Origin of the sequence: Thiocapsa sp. UBA6158 (assembly GCF_002423035.1) — a bacterium.
Taxonomy (GTDB): Bacteria; Pseudomonadota; Gammaproteobacteria; order Chromatiales; family Chromatiaceae; genus Thiocapsa.
This window is the reverse complement of record NZ_DIUM01000138.1, coordinates 47,857-62,646: the sequence shown is the minus strand read 5'-3', so window position 1 is coordinate 62,646 and position 14,790 is coordinate 47,857. Positions and strand designations below refer to the sequence as shown.

General features: G+C 65.3%; 19 protein-coding genes. 12 read left to right on the top strand and 7 right to left on the bottom strand.

Translation table 11 applies throughout. The features are described 5' to 3' along the window. The 7 genes from murA to B4N44_RS19595 form a co-directional block, all read right to left on the bottom strand. A complete protein-coding gene (gene murA / locus B4N44_RS19625) occupies positions 1–1,275 on the bottom strand; it encodes a UDP-N-acetylglucosamine 1-carboxyvinyltransferase (RefSeq protein WP_296704730.1) in 1,275 nt (424 codons plus the stop codon). A 305-nt stretch (positions 1,276–1,580) separates the two neighbouring features. Next, entirely contained in the window at positions 1,581–1,895 is a 315-nt protein-coding gene (locus tag B4N44_RS19620; RefSeq protein WP_296704727.1) for an STAS domain-containing protein, read from the bottom strand. Continuing rightward, entirely contained in the window at positions 1,892–2,509 is a 618-nt protein-coding gene (locus B4N44_RS19615) for an MlaC/ttg2D family ABC transporter substrate-binding protein (RefSeq protein ID WP_296704724.1), read from the bottom strand. Before B4N44_RS19615 ends, B4N44_RS19620 begins: the two co-directional genes overlap by 4 nt. Continuing rightward, positions 2,509–2,973 (bottom strand): outer membrane lipid asymmetry maintenance protein MlaD, encoded by a 465-nt coding sequence (gene mlaD, locus B4N44_RS19610; protein WP_296704722.1) that lies wholly within the window; start codon positions 2,971–2,973, stop codon positions 2,509–2,511. Before mlaD ends, B4N44_RS19615 begins: the two co-directional genes overlap by 1 nt. A gap of 5 nt (positions 2,974–2,978) precedes the next feature. Beyond that, the gene (mlaE, locus tag B4N44_RS19605) at positions 2,979–3,761 is read right to left on the bottom strand and encodes a lipid asymmetry maintenance ABC transporter permease subunit MlaE (RefSeq protein WP_296704720.1); all 783 of its coding nucleotides are present in this window, start codon (positions 3,759–3,761) and stop codon (positions 2,979–2,981) included. Beyond that, entirely contained in the window at positions 3,758–4,690 is a 933-nt protein-coding gene (locus B4N44_RS19600; RefSeq protein WP_296704717.1) for an ABC transporter ATP-binding protein, read from the bottom strand. Before B4N44_RS19600 ends, mlaE begins: the two co-directional genes overlap by 4 nt. Positions 4,691–4,790: 100 nt before the next feature. Continuing rightward, on the bottom strand, positions 4,791–5,354 hold the full coding sequence (locus B4N44_RS19595; RefSeq protein ID WP_296704716.1) for a hypothetical protein: 564 nt from the start codon (positions 5,352–5,354) through the stop codon (positions 4,791–4,793). A 342-nt stretch (positions 5,355–5,696) separates the two neighbouring features. Here B4N44_RS19595 and B4N44_RS19590 point away from each other — a divergent pair, with 342 nt between their 5' ends. The 12 genes from B4N44_RS19590 to B4N44_RS19535 all read left to right on the top strand — a co-directional run bounded on the left by B4N44_RS19590 (position 5,697) and on the right by B4N44_RS19535 (position 14,717). Then, positions 5,697–6,716 (top strand): KpsF/GutQ family sugar-phosphate isomerase, encoded by a 1,020-nt coding sequence (locus B4N44_RS19590; protein WP_296704714.1) that lies wholly within the window; start codon positions 5,697–5,699, stop codon positions 6,714–6,716. 116 nt (positions 6,717–6,832) lie between these two features. Beyond that, positions 6,833–7,354 carry a 3-deoxy-manno-octulosonate-8-phosphatase KdsC gene (kdsC, locus tag B4N44_RS19585; RefSeq protein ID WP_296704711.1) on the top strand — a complete coding sequence of 174 codons (522 nt, stop codon included), beginning with the start codon at positions 6,833–6,835 and terminating at the stop codon, positions 7,352–7,354. Beyond that, the gene (gene lptC, locus B4N44_RS19580) at positions 7,351–7,977 is read left to right on the top strand and encodes an LPS export ABC transporter periplasmic protein LptC (protein WP_296704708.1); all 627 of its coding nucleotides are present in this window, start codon (positions 7,351–7,353) and stop codon (positions 7,975–7,977) included. The genes kdsC and lptC overlap by 4 nt, the downstream gene beginning before the upstream one ends. Then, the gene (gene lptA / locus B4N44_RS19575; protein ID WP_296704706.1) at positions 7,974–8,495 is read left to right on the top strand and encodes a lipopolysaccharide transport periplasmic protein LptA; all 522 of its coding nucleotides are present in this window, start codon (positions 7,974–7,976) and stop codon (positions 8,493–8,495) included. Before lptC ends, lptA begins: the two co-directional genes overlap by 4 nt. Before the next feature lie 89 nt (positions 8,496–8,584). Continuing rightward, a complete protein-coding gene (gene lptB, locus B4N44_RS19570) occupies positions 8,585–9,355 on the top strand; it encodes an LPS export ABC transporter ATP-binding protein (RefSeq protein WP_296704703.1) in 771 nt (256 codons plus the stop codon). Positions 9,356–9,552: 197 nt separating this feature from the next. Continuing rightward, positions 9,553–11,037, top strand: a complete 1,485-nt coding sequence (locus B4N44_RS19565; protein WP_296704700.1) for an RNA polymerase factor sigma-54 — start codon at positions 9,553–9,555, stop codon at positions 11,035–11,037. Between the two features lie 30 nt (positions 11,038–11,067). After that, entirely contained in the window at positions 11,068–11,403 is a 336-nt protein-coding gene (gene hpf / locus B4N44_RS19560; RefSeq protein WP_296704697.1) for a ribosome hibernation-promoting factor, HPF/YfiA family, read from the top strand. Between the two features lie 241 nt (positions 11,404–11,644). Next, positions 11,645–12,094 (top strand): PTS sugar transporter subunit IIA, encoded by a 450-nt coding sequence (locus tag B4N44_RS19555; protein WP_296704695.1) that lies wholly within the window; start codon positions 11,645–11,647, stop codon positions 12,092–12,094. A 22-nt stretch (positions 12,095–12,116) separates the two neighbouring features. After that, positions 12,117–13,079, top strand: a complete 963-nt coding sequence (hprK, locus tag B4N44_RS19550) for an HPr(Ser) kinase/phosphatase (RefSeq protein WP_296704692.1) — start codon at positions 12,117–12,119, stop codon at positions 13,077–13,079. A 56-nt stretch (positions 13,080–13,135) separates the two neighbouring features. Further along, the gene (gene rapZ, locus B4N44_RS19545; RefSeq protein ID WP_296704785.1) at positions 13,136–14,005 is read left to right on the top strand and encodes an RNase adapter RapZ; all 870 of its coding nucleotides are present in this window, start codon (positions 13,136–13,138) and stop codon (positions 14,003–14,005) included. Continuing rightward, positions 14,002–14,409 carry a PTS sugar transporter subunit IIA gene (locus B4N44_RS19540; protein ID WP_296704689.1) on the top strand — a complete coding sequence of 136 codons (408 nt, stop codon included), beginning with the start codon at positions 14,002–14,004 and terminating at the stop codon, positions 14,407–14,409. The genes rapZ and B4N44_RS19540 overlap by 4 nt, the downstream gene beginning before the upstream one ends. Next, entirely contained in the window at positions 14,406–14,717 is a 312-nt protein-coding gene (locus B4N44_RS19535) for an HPr family phosphocarrier protein (RefSeq protein ID WP_296704686.1), read from the top strand. Before B4N44_RS19540 ends, B4N44_RS19535 begins: the two co-directional genes overlap by 4 nt. Positions 14,718–14,790 lie beyond the last annotated feature (73 nt).

Sequence of the window (14,790 nt, the reverse complement as noted above, 5' to 3'; positions counted from 1 at the left end):
CTATCGGTTCGTACCTGCACCCGGTATCCGGCGAATCGCCGCGCCCAGGGCCGAGAGCTTTGCCTCGATGTTGTCATAACCGCGGTCGAGGTGATAGATGCGGTCGATCAGCGTCTCGCCCGAGGCGACCAGCCCGGCCAGCACCAGGCCGGCCGAGGCGCGCAGATCGGTGGCCATCACGGGCGCGGCGGTGAGACGCTCGACACCCCGGCAGATGGCCACATTGCCCTCGATACGGATGTCCGCACCCATGCGCTGCAGCTCGAGCACATGCATGAAACGGTTCTCGAAGATGGTCTCGGTGATGGTCCCGACCCCTTCGGCAATGCTGTTCAAGGCGCAGAACTGGGCCTGCATATCGGTCGGAAATGCGGGATGCGGCGCGGTATGGATGTCGACGGCGCGGGGGCGTCTGCCCTGCATGTCGAGCCGGATCGACTCAGTGCCGACCTCGATCGCGGCACCGGCCTCGCGCAGCTTCTGGAGCACGGCATCCAGATAATCCGGACGCGTGTGGGTGACCGTGACACAGCCGCCTGTCATGGCCGCACCGACCAGAAAGGTCCCGGTCTCGATCCGATCGGGCATGACATCGTAGCGACCACCGCCGAGGCGCTCCACACCCTGCACATAAATCCGATCGGTTCCGGCACCCTCGATCCGCGCACCCAAGGCGATCAGGAAATCGGCGAGATCGATCACCTCGGGCTCCCGCGCCGCATTCTCGATCACCGTCTCGCCCTTCGCCAGGGTCGCGGCCATCAGCAGATTCTCGGTGCCCGTGACCGAGACCAGATCCATCACCAGACGCGCGCCGTGCAGACGTTGCGCACGGGCGCGGATGTAGCCGCCCACCACATGGATCTCCGCGCCCATGGCGCGCAACCCATCGATATGCAGGTTCACCGGCCGCGCACCGATCGCACAGCCGCCGGGCAAGGAAACATCCGCCTGACCGTAGCGCGCGATCAGCGGCCCGAGCACCAGGATCGAGGCACGCATGGTCTTCACAAGCTCGTAGGGCGCGGCAAAGCTGGTCAGCTCGCGGGGTTGCACCTCGACCCGGCATCCGTCTTCGAGCGACAAGGAGGCACCCATACGCCCGAGCAGCTCCAGCGTGGTTTTGATGTCGCGCAGACGCGGGATGTTGCCGAGCGTCACCGGCGCATCGGCCAGGAGGGTGGCCGCGAGGATCGGCAAGGCAGCGTTCTTCGCGCCGGATGCCCGAACCTGACCCTGCAACGGGGTACCGCCTGTGATGAGAAGCTTATCCATGAAGACCTTAAACCGCGCACAGAGCGGTATGCGATGTTTTTGGATGGGGTCGGCCCCGGCAGCCTTGACGACCGCCGGAGTTGGCGCGGTTTAAGCTATTAAAAAATAGATCATTTTAAACCACGTCCCCGCCAAAAGCGATGAAGACACAAAACGTCGAATTCACTTGAAAGTGAGCCTCTCGCTCCGGCTTTAACCGTTTCTTAGGAGATGAAGGCCCGGAAAAGGTTGGGTTGATGTGATCGACGGCGGGACCGCGCAGGCGCGTCGACATCCGGGCAACGACACTTCTTGACACGGGAGCTTCAGCGACCGATGGCGGTTTCCATAGGCAAGAGTGCGGCGAGGTTCGACACGGCAGCGATCCGCAGCAGCGAATCCGGCAGATTCCGATAGGTCACGCGGGCGCCGCACGCACGGGCGACGTCCAGCCATTCCAACAAAAGTGCGAGCCCGGCGCTGTTCGCGGACGTCACGCCCGCGAGGTCGATATCCACGGAGGCATCGCGCTTGAACAAGGCGATCCCGCCGACGGCGACACGGTTGACGGTCGAGAAGTCCAGCACGCCGTCGAGAGCGTAACGCCCCTCGCCGAGGGACGTCAGACGTGCCTCCTTCATTCGCGCGTCCGGGTGTTCATCTCGCCGAGCTTCGCGATCAGACCATCGATCCCGCCCTGGCGGATCTCGTTGGTGAAGCTCGTACGGTAGTTCCCGACCAGGCTGGCGTTGTTGATGACCACGTCGTAGACCTTCCAGCCCCCGGCGTTGTTGTGCATCCGATAGTCGACCGGGATCGGCGCGGCACCGGGCGAGAGGATCTCGGTCGAGACGGTGACAGTGGAGGGCTGGCGACCGGGCTTGATCGGCAGGTAGCGGATCTCTTCGCCCGAATAGCTCAGGATCGAGCGCGCATAGGTCCGGACCAGGACCTGCTTGAAGCCGTTGACCAGTGCGCGTTGCTGTGCCGGGGTCGCATCGCGCCAGGACTGACCGACCGCGCCCCGGGTGATGCGCTCGAAATCAAAATGCGGAGCGACCCCGCTCTCGATCATCCCGAAGATCAGCGAAGGATCGCGGTCGACCTCCGAGCGACGCGCTTCGAGCGTCTTCAGCATGTTCTCGGTGGTGCGCTTGACCAGGGCCGTCGCGTCGTCGGCATAGGCGAAGGACGCACTCGTCCAGAGCACACCGAGCAGGGCAAAGAGAAGGAAGAAGGAACGTCGATACGGCATTAGTCGCCTCCGGCTTTACTGAATAGGAATTGTCCGATCATCTGCTCCAGGATCAGGGCCGACTGGGTGTGGGCGATCTCGTCGCCGTCGCGCAGATACTCCATGCTCCCGCCCGGCTCGAGGGCGACGTACTGCTCACCGAGCAGACCGGCGGTGAAAATGTTCGCAAAGGTGTCGTCCGGGATGGTGTCCGTGGCCGCATCGATGCGCATGGTCACCACCGCCTCGTAGGTGTCTTTGTCGAAGCTCACGGCCTCGACACGCCCGACGCGCACACCTGCCATGCTCACCGGCGACCTCGCCTTGAGGCTGCCGACGTTGGAGAAGCGTGCGGTCAATTGATAGCCGTCGCTGTTGACCGCAGCGCTCAGGTTGCTGACCTGCATCGCCAGAAAGAACAGGGCCACGAAGCCCACTGCCATGAAAAGACCGACCAGGATTTCGATACCGCGTTGCTTTCCCATACCCATCATTCCCCGAACATCAAGGCCGTCAAGACGAAATCCAGTCCAAGCACCGCGAGTGCGGCGTGGACCACGGAGCGTGTCGTCGCCCGGCTCACGCCCTCGGACGTCGGAACCGAGTCGTGCCCCTGAAACAGGGCGATCCAGGTCACCACGACCCCGAACACGACACTCTTGATGACGCCGTTGACGATATCCTCGTGGAAGTCGACTTTTGACTGCATCTGACTCCAGAAGGATCCCGAATCCACGCCGAGGAGGCCGACACCGACGAAATAGCCGCCGAGCACACCGACCGCGCTGAACATGGCCGCGAGCAGCGGCATCGCAAGCACCCCGCCGAAAAAGCGCGGGGTCAGGATGCGGCGCACCGGGTCGACCGCCATCATCTCCAGACCCGAGAGCTGCTCGGTTGCCTTCATCAAGCCGATCTCGGCGGTCAGTGCGGAGCCGGCACGCCCGGCCACCAGAAGGGCCGTAACCACCGGACCGAGCTCGCGCACGAGCGAGGCCGCGACCATGACGCCGAGACTCTCCGCCGCCCCGAACTGGGCGAGGACGTAATAGCCCTGAAGGCCCAGCACCATGCCGACAAACAACCCGGAGACCCCGATGATCAACATCGAGAGCACGCCGATGTTGAACAGCTGTGCGATCAGCAGACCCGGACGTCGCAGCACCGCGCCGATGCCCAGCACCATCCCGGCGAGCAGGAGATGCGCGCGCCCGAGACGCTCCAGCGTACCGAGCCCGCTGCGTCCCAGTCGCGCCAAGCCTTCCAGAATCATCCGGCCACTCCCCGCGGCAGCAGATCATCCGCCAGCGGCAGCGCCGGGTAGTGGAAATGCACGGGTCCATCCGGCAGGCCGTCCATGAACTGACGCACCCAGGCCGAGCGATCCGAGGCAATCTCCTGCGGCGTTCCCTGCGCGATGATCTCCCCGTGGGAGATCACGTAGATGTGATCGGCGATACTGGCCGTCTCGTCCACGTCGTGGGACACCAGGATGCTCGTCAGACCGGCGGCATCGTTAAGCTGTCGGATCAGGGTCACCAGCATGCCTTTGGAGATGGGATCCTGACCCGTGAAGGGCTCGTCGTAGAGGATCATGTCGGGGTCCAGCGCAATCGCACGTGCCAAGGCCACGCGACGTGCCATCCCGCCCGAGAGCTCGCTCGGCATCAGGTCACGTGCGCCGCGCAGACCGACCGCCTCGAGCTTCAACAGCACGAGCTTGCGCAGCATCGATGGATTCAGATCCGTATGCTCGCGCAACGGATAAGCGACGTTGTCGAAGACATTCAGGTCGGTCAGAAGGGCGCCGCTTTGAAACAGCATGCCCATCCGGCGACGCAGCCGGAACAACGCCGATTTACCGAGGGTGTGAACGGGCTCGCCGTTGACCTCGATACTGCCTGCATCCGGGCGCAGCTGCCCGGTGATCAGCTTGAGCAGGGTCGTCTTGCCCGTGCCGCTCGGCCCCATGACGGCGGTCACCGCGCCGCGCCGGATATCCATATCGACCCGGTGGAGCACGACCTGCGAGCCGCGCCGAAAGCACAGTCCGCGGATCTTCACCAAAACCTCGTGGTCGGGGCGCGAGCGCGCCTCCGGCAAGGAGCCGGCGCTCGGGGCATCGGGGGTAGCCGCCGGCTCGGCGGAGCCGATCGCGGGGACTGCGGCGGGGGGCGTCGCTCGGGGGCGTCGACTTCCCATAGATCGTATCGCTGTCGGCGCGGGTGGAAAACACGCCATTCTGGCGGGCTTGCCCCGGAGCGTCAACCGCCGGAGCATCAACGCATCAACTGCCGGATCCTCAACCCAAACCGAGCAACGCCACGAGTGACTGCCAGCGACGCACGTCATCGAATCGCGCCCCACCCATCAAGGCGAGCGTCGGTCGCCCTTGCGCGGCTGCGGCGAGCCCCTCCAGCCAGCGGCGTGCCGCACGCAGGTCGGTATCGAGCCCCGCGGGCACCGCGCACGCAAGGGCCGCAGCGCGCGAGCCCGCTGCGGCCGACACGGATCCGAGCAGCACGTATGCGGCCTCGGGAAGGTCGTCTTCGCCGCCTTGATCCGGGCAGAGGATCCAGCCGCCGAAACGCTCGCCGAGAAGCGTTTGCACCCCGACAGACGCCGAGACCGCCACAGCGCCGGGATCAGTGCGGAGATAAAATGCGAAGGATGCCGGTACATCGCGGCTCCATTGCGCGATGCGCGCCGCATCGGCCTGCTCCCAAACATCGGCGTCGAGCGCTACGGCGTCGAGCGCGTTGGCGAAATAGGTCAACCGCCAATCCTCGGGGAGGTCGTCGGGATAGAAGTCGGCGTCGCCGGGCGACGGATCCCATCCGGTTCTGACGGGGAGAATGCGACTCATGGTCTCGACGTGGCTCCGATTGGATCGTATTTTCCGGTGGCGAGGCACCGCAGTGCGACGTCGGGCCGGTGCAATGCCGGGGTCGCCCCGCGGGACACCGGGGCGCTCGTTGGTGTATTTTGCATCGCGCGTCCGTGCTCATCGAACCGGCCACATTGCCGGGCACGACAACCGGATGGACAAGCCCCGTCGGGCGGACAAGCGCAGCGCAGTCCGCCAACGCCGGCGCAGGACTCGGTGGACATCGCTCTCGCTCGTCCACCCGACCCGCCGATCCAACGAATCAAGCTCGTCGCGCCGATGCGGATGTGGACGCGGCGCGACGGAGGACCTCGGAGCAGCATGACAGATCCACGCAGACTCGGCAGCCCGCCGGTTGAGCTCGCGCTTGGCGAATCGACCAAGATCAAGGCGCTCGGGCGCGCCGTCGTCGAGACCGAGGCCGGCGCGGTCGCCGCCCTGGCGGAGCGGATCGACGACGACTTCGTGGCCGCGTGCCGCTTTATGCTGGCCTGCGAGGGCCGCATCGTGGTCCTCGGGATGGGCAAGTCCGGCCATATCGGCGGGAAGATCGCAGCGACCCTGGCAAGCACGGGCAGCCCCGCCTTCTTCGTGCATCCGGGCGAGGCCAGCCACGGCGACCTCGGCATGATCACGCCCCGCGACGTGGTGCTGGCCCTATCCAACTCGGGCGAAACGACCGAGCTGTTGATGCTGCTGCCCTTGCTCAAGCGGCTCGGCGTACCGCTGATCAGCATGACCGGCAAGCCCAAATCGACCTTGGCGCGAGAGGGCGACGTCCATCTCGACGTGAGCGTCGCAAGCGAGGCCTGTCCGCTCGGCCTCGCCCCGACCTCGAGCACCACCGCAACCCTGGTGATGGGCGATGCCCTGGCCATCGCCCTGCTCGAGAGCCGCGGCTTTACTGCCGAGGACTTCGCCCGCTCCCATCCGGCCGGCAGTCTGGGACGGCGTCTGTTGCTGCATGTCGGCGAGGTCATGCATCGCGACGAGCAATTGCCGTCGGTCCCGTTGGGCACGACCCTGCGCGCGACCCTGGAAGAGATGTCACGCAAAGGCTTGGGCATGAGCGCCGTGGTCGACAACGAGGGCCGCCTTGCCGGGATCTTTACCGACGGCGATCTGCGCCGCGCGCTCGACCGCGGGATCGATGTCCATCGCACCGCCATCGACACCGTGCTGACCCGCAACTGCATCACGATCAAGGCCGACGCCCTCGCCGCCGAGGCACTGCGCCTCATGGAGTCGCGGTCCATCAACGCACTGCTGGTCATCGACGACACCGGCCGACCCGTCGGCGCACTGAACATGCACGATCTGCTGCGCGCCGGGGTCATGTGAGGAAGCCACCAGCCAAAAGTTGACACCCGGAAGCTGAAAGCGGATAGCTGGAGGCAGGAAGCTGGAATCCGGAGGCTCCCCTGCCCCCCGACTCGACACCCAAGAGGACCGACCCGATGCAAGACATCCTCGAACGCGCCGCCCGGACCCGCCTGGTCATCTTCGACGTCGACGGGGTGCTGACCGACGGCAGTCTCTATCTCGGCGACGACGGCCAGGAGTACAAGGCGTTCAACTCGCGTGACGGACATGGCATGGTGATGCTTCAGGAGAGCGGGGTGCAGATCGGAATCATCACGGGCCGTACCTCGCAGGTGGTCAGCCTGCGCATGAAGAGTCTCGGTGTGGAGCACCTCTTTCAAGGCTGCCGCGACAAGCTCCCGGCCTACGAGACGCTCAAACGCGACCTCTCCCTGGACGACGAGGCCATCGCCTATGTCGGAGACGACCTCGTGGATCTGCCCATCATGCGCCGAGTCGGGCTCGCCATCGCAGTCGCCGACGCGCACCATCTGGTGCGCGGCCACGCCCATCTGTGCACCCAAGCGCGCGGCGGTCGCGGGGCTGCGCGCGAGGTCTGCGAGCTGATCATGGAAGCGCAGGGCACCTGGGCGCGGATCATCGCCGGCACGCCATGAGCGGACGTCTCCGGGTCAACGACCTGCAGATCTGGTCCGCACGTCAATGGATGCTCGCCGCCTTCTTCGTAGCCTCCGGGCTGTTGGGGTGGTGGCAGCTGCGACCTGAACCCGAGCCGGTCGCACCCGAGGTCGAGCGTGCGCGACTCCCGGATTATGTCGTCGCCGGATTCACGGCCATGGAGACCGACGACACGGGCAAGCCGAGTCGGCGCCTGATCGCCGACGAGCTGCGCCAGTATGTCGAGGAGGATGTCTCGGAGCTGGATCGCCCGCGTATGACGCTCTATCAGCGCGAAGGCGAGACCGCAGCCGAGCCCTGGCGCGCGCGCGCCGACAGCGGCCTGGTCTTGCCCGGCGGCGAAGAGGTCCGGCTCGAGGGGGCAGTGGAACTCGAGCACAAGGGCGACGCGAGTCGGCCCGCCACCCGCATGGAGACCGAGCTGATGCGCATCTGGCACAAACGGGCCTTCGCCGAGACCGATCGACCGGTCCAAGTCACCAGCGCGTTGGATCGGCTGACCGCGACCGGGATGCGTCTCTGGTACGACGAGCCCGTACGTGCCCAGTTCGACGGACGCGCACATATCTTTATCGCACCCGAGCAGATCGAGGAGCCATGAGCGAGAGAGGATTCGACGAACGTCGGCGCCGGGGCATCGCCCTGACCGCGACCTTGACCTGCATCATCGCCCTCGCGTGCGCCCCGGCGGCGGCGCTCGAGGAGGATGCGAGCCAACCCATCCTGATCGAAGCAGACGATGTCGAGGTCCTGGAGGCGGAGAACACCAGCATCTATGTCGGCAATGTTCAGGTCGACCAAGGGAGCATGCGGCTCCTCGGCGATCATGTGACCGTCTATCATCGCGACGACCGCCGCCCGCGCTTTATCATCGCACTCGGCGCGCCCGCCAGCTTCAAACAGCTCCTCGACAACGACGAGGGCGAGGTCCTGGCCTTCGCCAAGCGCATGGAATACGACGCCGACAAGGACGAGCTCACCCTGATCGAGGACGCCTTGCTGATTCAGGGGACCGACCGCGTCGCGAGCGAGCGTATCGTCTACGATCGCGCCCGCGCCCATTTCCGTGCCGGGGGCAGCGGACGGGTCAAGATCACCATCACCCCGGAGGAGGAATGAGGCTAAACCGCGTACGAGGCGACCGATGACCTTCGATCGGAGACCACACTTGAACGATCCCGAGAGCCTCGGCGGAGACGCGGTTTAGGATGAACGATCTCGTTGCGGTTTCCGACTCAGACCTCGGCTCGGGCTCCACGACACTGCGCGCGGAGCATTTGAAGAAGAGCTATCGCGGCCGTCAGGTCCTGCGCGATGTGAGCGTGAGCGTGGGCGCCGGCGAGGTCGTGGGCCTGCTCGGGCCCAACGGCGCGGGCAAGACCACCTGCTTCTATCTGATCGTCGGCCTGATCCCGGCGGACGAGGGCCGCATCGCGCTGAACGGGCAGGACATCACCCTGAAGCCGATGCATGCGCGCGCACGCGCCGGACTGAGCTATCTGGCACAGGAGCCCTCGGTGTTTCGCAAGCTCAGCGCGCGCGACAACATTCTCGCCATCCTGGAGGCGCGCGGCGACCTGTCCCGGGCCGAGCGGAACCTGCGCTGCGAGCGCCTGCTCGAAGAGCTCGGAATCGCCCATGTCGGCGGATCGCTCGCACTGAGCCTCTCGGGCGGGGAGCGACGGCGCCTGGAGATCGCGCGCGCGCTCGCAGTCGACCCCCTGGTGATGCTGCTCGATGAGCCCTTCGCAGGCGTCGACCCCATCGCCGTCGGAGACATCAAGGCCATCGTGTCGCATCTGCGCGATCGCGGGATCGGCGTGCTGATCACGGATCACAACGTGCGCGAGACGCTCGATATCTGCGACCGAGGCTACATCATCAGCTCGGGATGCGTGATCGCGGCAGGCACGCCGGCGCAGCTGTTGGCCGATCAGCAGGTGCGCGATGTCTACCTCGGCGCGGATTTTTCCATGTAGGTGCGAACCGGCACTCACATGGGAACGCGCATCGGTTGGCTGCTCTTTCCGGGATGTTGGGTGTAAGATGACATCCCGACTCGGCTGATGACGCCTTCACCGGACTGAGACGGCTAGAATCGAGCAGCATTGGCCACGGTGGCCACCTGCCATGGCGGCCACCTGAGCGAACACCTCGAAAAGCGCATCCGCGATTCATGAAGCAATCCATCCAGCTTCGGCTCGGCCAACACCTGACCATGACGCCTCAGTTGCAGCAGGCGATCCGTCTGTTGCAGCTCTCGACACTGGAGCTCCAGAAGGAGATTCAGGAGGCGCTGGACACCAATCTGATGTTGGAGGAAGGCGATGAAGCCGAGCGCTTCAACGCCGGCGAGGCGCAGCAATCGGGCACGATCCAGAGCGAAGATATCGAAACGCCGCGGGTCTCGGTCGAGCAAGCCGTCGACCGCGAGATCCACGCCGAATCCAACGAGATGCCCGAGGAGCTGCCGGTCGACACGCTCTGGACCGACGTCTTCGACTCCCACCTGCCGAGCACCTCGCACGGCTCGGACGACGGCTCGGATTACGATCCCCTTGCCCAACAAAGCCGCCCTCAGACCCTGCTCGACCATCTCGCCTGGCAGCTCAACCTCTGCAGGTTGAGCGAGCGCGACAACATGATCGCCCAAGCGGTCATCGATTCGATCGACGCCGACGGCTATCTGCGCATCGATGTCGACGAGCTGCTTCTGACCATCGACTATCCCGAAATCAGTGCAGAGGAGGTCGAGGCGGTCGTTCACCGCATTCAGTCCTTCGACCCGCCGGGCGTCGGTGCCCGCAACCTCCCGGAATGCCTGCTGATCCAGCTCAGTCAGCTGCCCCCCCAAACGCCTTGGCGAAGCGCCGCGACGGCGGTCTGCCGCGACGGGTTCGAGTATCTGGCCAAACGCGACATCGCCTCGCTGGTGCGACAGCTGAAGGAATCCGAGGAGACCGTCGCAGGTGCGCTGGCACTGATTCGTCGGCTCAATCCCCGCCCCGGCAGCCTGATCGCCGGCACACCGCCCGAGTATGTCGTCCCGGATATCTTCGTGCGCAAACGCGAAGGCCGATGGTCGGTCGAGCTAAATCCAGATTCGACGCCTAAACTCAGAGTAAACGCCGACTACGCGCGCCTGATCCGACGCGCCGATCAAAGCGCGGACGGCGTCACCTTGAAGAGCCATTTGCAGGAGGCACGCTGGTTCATCAAGAGCCTGGCCAGCCGCAACGACACGGTGCTGCGTGTCGGCGCGAAGATCGTCGAGATGCAGCAGGAGTTCTTCGAGCACGGGGACGAGGCGATGAAGCCGATGGTGCTGCGCGATGTCGCCGAGGCATTGGAGCTTCACGAGTCGACCGTATCTCGAGTGACCACGCAGAAATACATGCACACGCCGCGAGGGACCTTCGAGTTCAAGTATTTCTTTTCCTCGCACGTCAACACCGCTTCCGGCGGCGAATGCTCGTCGACCGCCATTCGTGCCCTGATCCGCAAGCTGATCGCCGGCGAGTCCGCAAGAAAGCCCTTGAGCGACAGCAAGATCGCCTTGGAGCTCGCCGATCAGGGGATCAATGTCGCGCGGCGAACCGTCGCCAAGTACCGCGAGGCCATGGGGGTTCCACCCTCGAACGAGCGCAAGCGCCTGGACTGACAGGCCGTTTGAACCATGAGGAGTCACAAGATGCAGATCAACCTGACGGGTCATCACATCGACGTCACCGATGCGCTGAAAGGCTACGTCGACACGAAGTTCGAGCGCCTTGCGCGGCACTTCGACCACGTCATCAACGCTCACGTCATTCTGAGCGTCGAGAAGCTTGCCCAAAAGGCGGAAGCCACACTGCATATCAACGGCAGCAAGGTCTTTGCCGATTCGGTCCACGAGGACATGTATGCCGCGATCGACGGGCTGATCGATAAGCTCGATCGCCAGGTGCTTCGCCACAAGGAGAAAAAGAGCGATCATCGCGCCGCGGGCCCGAAGGTCAGCGAGGTCGAAGAGTCGGATCAGAGCTGACGCACTCGGCGCGGCGCGCAAACGCCGCGAAAACCTCCGATGGAGCACTCTTGCCCCTTCGGAGGCATTCAATGAACGGGATCGGGTACGAGGCCGGTATGCGGGACCACCGGCCGCGGCCAGACATCCGAGGATATTCAGGATCCATGACCACACACCCTCGCCCGCCGTCGTTGCGCGGGCATCGATCCAAGAGCCAGCTGCAGCGCAGCGCGCCTGCAGCGCACGGGAGCCGATACCGATGCTCAGCCCCGATCTGATCAACGAGGCCCGGATCGGTCAGGGGCTCGAGATTTCCAGCAAGAAGCGTTTACTCGAAACCCTTGCCGAGCTGCTCGCCAACGATCACCCGCGTTTGAGCAAGGAGGGCGTCTTCGAGCGTCTCCTGGAGCGCGAACGTCTCGGCAGCACCGGGCTCGGTCACGGTGTGGCCCTGCCCCATGCGCGGATCAAGGAGGTCTCTCAGGTCATCGGGGCTTTCGTGCAAACCGCGCGGGGGGTGGATTACGACGCAGCCGACGGCGAGCCGGTCGATCTGGCCTTCGCGCTCCTGGTTCCGGAGACCGCGACCGAGGAGCACCTCCAACTGCTCGCCCATTTGGCAAGTCGCTTCAGCGAGTCGACAACCCGCGCGCGCTTGCGCGATGCGGGCTCGCCTACGGCCATTCTGGACCTTTTGAAAGCGACCTAGCACTCGAGCGCGGCCGCCGGCGATGATCGAAACCCTTCAATCTCTGATCTCGCAGACCGGGCCGCGGCTCAAGCTGCGCTGGCTCACGCCCGAGCCGGCGACCCCGCGCCCCTTGCGCGGCGAGGATCCGGGACGCTCGCGGCAGTCGCTGATCGGCTCCCTGAACTGCATCCACCCCAATCGTCTGCAGGTCATCGGACACGCCGAGCTGCTCTACCTGGCGGATCTGGGCCGGACCGCCTTCGGCGAGACCGTGGAGAAGCTCTTCTCGGATCATCCGACCGCCGTCATCTTCTCCGACGGCATCGACCCGGAGCCCGCCTTCCGCGAGGCCGCCGAGCAAACACGCACGCCGCTGCTCGGCTCCTCCCTCGGCGACGAGGAGCTGATCAATCATCTGCGTTATTTCCTCACCCATGCGCTCGCCGAGCGCCGGACGGTGCACGGGGTCTTCATCGAGGTCCTGGGCATGGGCGTTCTCCTGGTCGGCGATCCGGCCGTCGGCAAGAGCGAGCTGGCGCTCGATCTGATCGCGCGCGGCCATCGGCTCATCGCCGACGACGCGCCCCGTTTCGCACGTATTGCCCCGGAGACATTGGAGGGCACCTGCCCCGAAGCGCTGCGCGATTTTCTCGAGGTCCGCGGCCTGGGGATTCTCAATATCCGCGCCATGTTCGGAGAAGGCGCCGTCGTGCGCAGCAAGACCTTGAACCTGATCATCGATCTTCAGCCGCTCGACAAACAACAACTCGAGTGTATCGACCGGCTCAGCGGCAGCCTTTCGGTGCACAACATCCTCGGGGTCGCCGTCCCCAAGATCACGATGCCGGTCGCACCCGGCCGCAATCTGGCGATCCTGGTGGAGGCCGCCGTGCGACACCAGATTCTGCGCATCCGCGGCTACGATGCCGGCGTCGACTTCGTCGACCGCCAGGCGCGTGCCATCAGCATCGACCGGCCCGACCCGCCGAGATCACCGTCATGACACAACCACCGGCAGAGGAGCAGACGCGCGAACGGCCGCCGAACGTCGGCAAGCCGATGAGGCTCGTCATCCTCAGCGGCCTCTCCGGCTCGGGCAAGAGCGTCGCGCTCCATACACTCGAAGACGTGGGCTTCTACTGCATCGACAACCTGCCGCTCTTCCTGCTGCAGGATCTCGCCCTCGGACTGCATGAAGGGCTCGACGACGCCTTCACCATGATCGCGGTCGGAATCGACGCGCGCACCAGTCCGAGCAGCGGCCCGGACGAACTCCGACACCTTCCCGAGCTGGTTCGCTCGGCGCGCGAGCGCGGCATCGGCTGCGATGTCCTCTTTCTCGATGCACAAACCGAAACCCTGATCAAGCGCTTCAGCGAGACCCGTCGCAAGCACCCCTTGACCCGCGGCGACCGCTCGCTGCCCGAGGCGATCGCGCTCGAGCGCCGACTCCTCGAGCCGATCCGAAGCTGCGCCGACATCCGTATCGACACCACCCAGACCAATGTCCACGAGCTGCGCGATCTGGTGCGCAGCCGTCTGGTCGGCGGCGCCTCGCCGAAGGCGTCTATCCTGCTGCAGTCCTTCGGCTTCAAGCACGGCGTTCCGCACGATGTGGACTTCGTCTTCGACCTGCGCAGCCTGCCCAATCCGCATTGGCAACCCGAGCTGCGACGCTTGACCGGACGCGATCGGCCCGTGATGGAATTTCTAGATTCCGCCGAAGCCTTTGGCCGAATGCGCGCCGATATCGAGGGGTTTTTCGATCGCTGGATCCCCGACTTCGAGACCGACGGTCGCAGCTATCTCACGATTGCGATCGGCTGCACGGGCGGTCAGCACCGCTCGGTTTATATGACCGAATCACTGCGGCGTCATTTCGAGGCCGACGGCCATCAGGTGATGGTCCGGCATCGGGATCTGCCTTGAGCGTCGGCATCCTGATGATGACCCATCAGCCGTGCGGCGCGGATCTGCTGCGGGTCGCGACTGCGATTCTCGGCGCACGCCCGCCCGGGGTCGAGGCAATGGAGGTTGTCAACGATGTGCCCTGCGAGGTCGTGATGGCGGAAGCCGCCAAACGCCTGGAGCGCTTGGATACGGGCGAGGGTGTCCTGATCCTGACCGATCTTTACGGATCCACACCGGCGAATGTCGCGGTCTCGCTGCTCGCGATCCACGAGCGGTCGAGGGTCATCGCAGGACTGAATCTACCCATGTTGTTGCGTGCCCTGACCTATGCCTCGCTCGACCTGGATGCCGTGACCGAGAAGGCGCTGCAGGGCGGGCGCGACGGCGTCTTGCTCTGCTCGCGACGAGACGACCGCACATGATTCGCAAAGAGATCGAGATCCCCAACAAGCTGGGTCTGCATGCCCGTGCGGCGGCCAAGCTCGTGCAATGCGCCGGGCGATTCGCGAGCCATGTGGAGATCGAGCGACGCGGTCAAAGCGTCAACGGCAAGAGCATCATGGGCGTGATGATGCTCGCCGCCGCGCGGGGCGTGACGCTCGTCATCGAGGCCGAGGGCCCCGACGAGGACGCGGCGGTCGCCGCGCTCGCGGCGCTGATCGGATCGGGATTCGGGGAGGGGGTGTGCGCCCCCGACACCGTCCCGCCTTCCGGCCCCGCGGGCCGCTGACCCGGCGCGCGATGTTCAGTCTGCACGGCACCGGCATCGGCGGCGGCATCGTCGTCGGCCGCGCGGTGGTGCT

Coding starts and splice junctions, on each gene's coding strand:
- B4N44_RS19590 (WP_296704714.1), top strand. CDS start 5,697: ATGACAGATCCACGCAGACTCGGCAGCCCGCCGGTTGAGCTCGCGCTT.
- B4N44_RS19565 (WP_296704700.1), top strand. CDS start 9,553: ATGAAGCAATCCATCCAGCTTCGGCTCGGCCAACACCTGACCATGACG.
- hpf (WP_296704697.1), top strand. CDS start 11,068: ATGCAGATCAACCTGACGGGTCATCACATCGACGTCACCGATGCGCTG.
- lptC (WP_296704708.1), top strand. CDS start 7,351: ATGAGCGGACGTCTCCGGGTCAACGACCTGCAGATCTGGTCCGCACGT.
- B4N44_RS19600 (WP_296704717.1), bottom strand. CDS start 4,690: ATGGGAAGTCGACGCCCCCGAGCGACGCCCCCCGCCGCAGTCCCCGCG.
- mlaD (WP_296704722.1), bottom strand. CDS start 2,973: ATGGGAAAGCAACGCGGTATCGAAATCCTGGTCGGTCTTTTCATGGCA.
- B4N44_RS19595 (WP_296704716.1), bottom strand. CDS start 5,354: ATGAGTCGCATTCTCCCCGTCAGAACCGGATGGGATCCGTCGCCCGGC.
- rapZ (WP_296704785.1), top strand. CDS start 13,136: ATGAGGCTCGTCATCCTCAGCGGCCTCTCCGGCTCGGGCAAGAGCGTC.
- B4N44_RS19535 (WP_296704686.1), top strand. CDS start 14,406: ATGATTCGCAAAGAGATCGAGATCCCCAACAAGCTGGGTCTGCATGCC.
- murA (WP_296704730.1), bottom strand. CDS start 1,275: ATGGATAAGCTTCTCATCACAGGCGGTACCCCGTTGCAGGGTCAGGTT.
- B4N44_RS19620 (WP_296704727.1), bottom strand. CDS start 1,895: ATGAAGGAGGCACGTCTGACGTCCCTCGGCGAGGGGCGTTACGCTCTC.
- mlaE (WP_296704720.1), bottom strand. CDS start 3,761: ATGATTCTGGAAGGCTTGGCGCGACTGGGACGCAGCGGGCTCGGTACG.
- hprK (WP_296704692.1), top strand. CDS start 12,117: ATGATCGAAACCCTTCAATCTCTGATCTCGCAGACCGGGCCGCGGCTC.
- lptA (WP_296704706.1), top strand. CDS start 7,974: ATGAGCGAGAGAGGATTCGACGAACGTCGGCGCCGGGGCATCGCCCTG.
- kdsC (WP_296704711.1), top strand. CDS start 6,833: ATGCAAGACATCCTCGAACGCGCCGCCCGGACCCGCCTGGTCATCTTC.
- lptB (WP_296704703.1), top strand. CDS start 8,585: ATGAACGATCTCGTTGCGGTTTCCGACTCAGACCTCGGCTCGGGCTCC.
- B4N44_RS19555 (WP_296704695.1), top strand. CDS start 11,645: ATGCTCAGCCCCGATCTGATCAACGAGGCCCGGATCGGTCAGGGGCTC.
- B4N44_RS19615 (WP_296704724.1), bottom strand. CDS start 2,509: ATGCCGTATCGACGTTCCTTCTTCCTTCTCTTTGCCCTGCTCGGTGTG.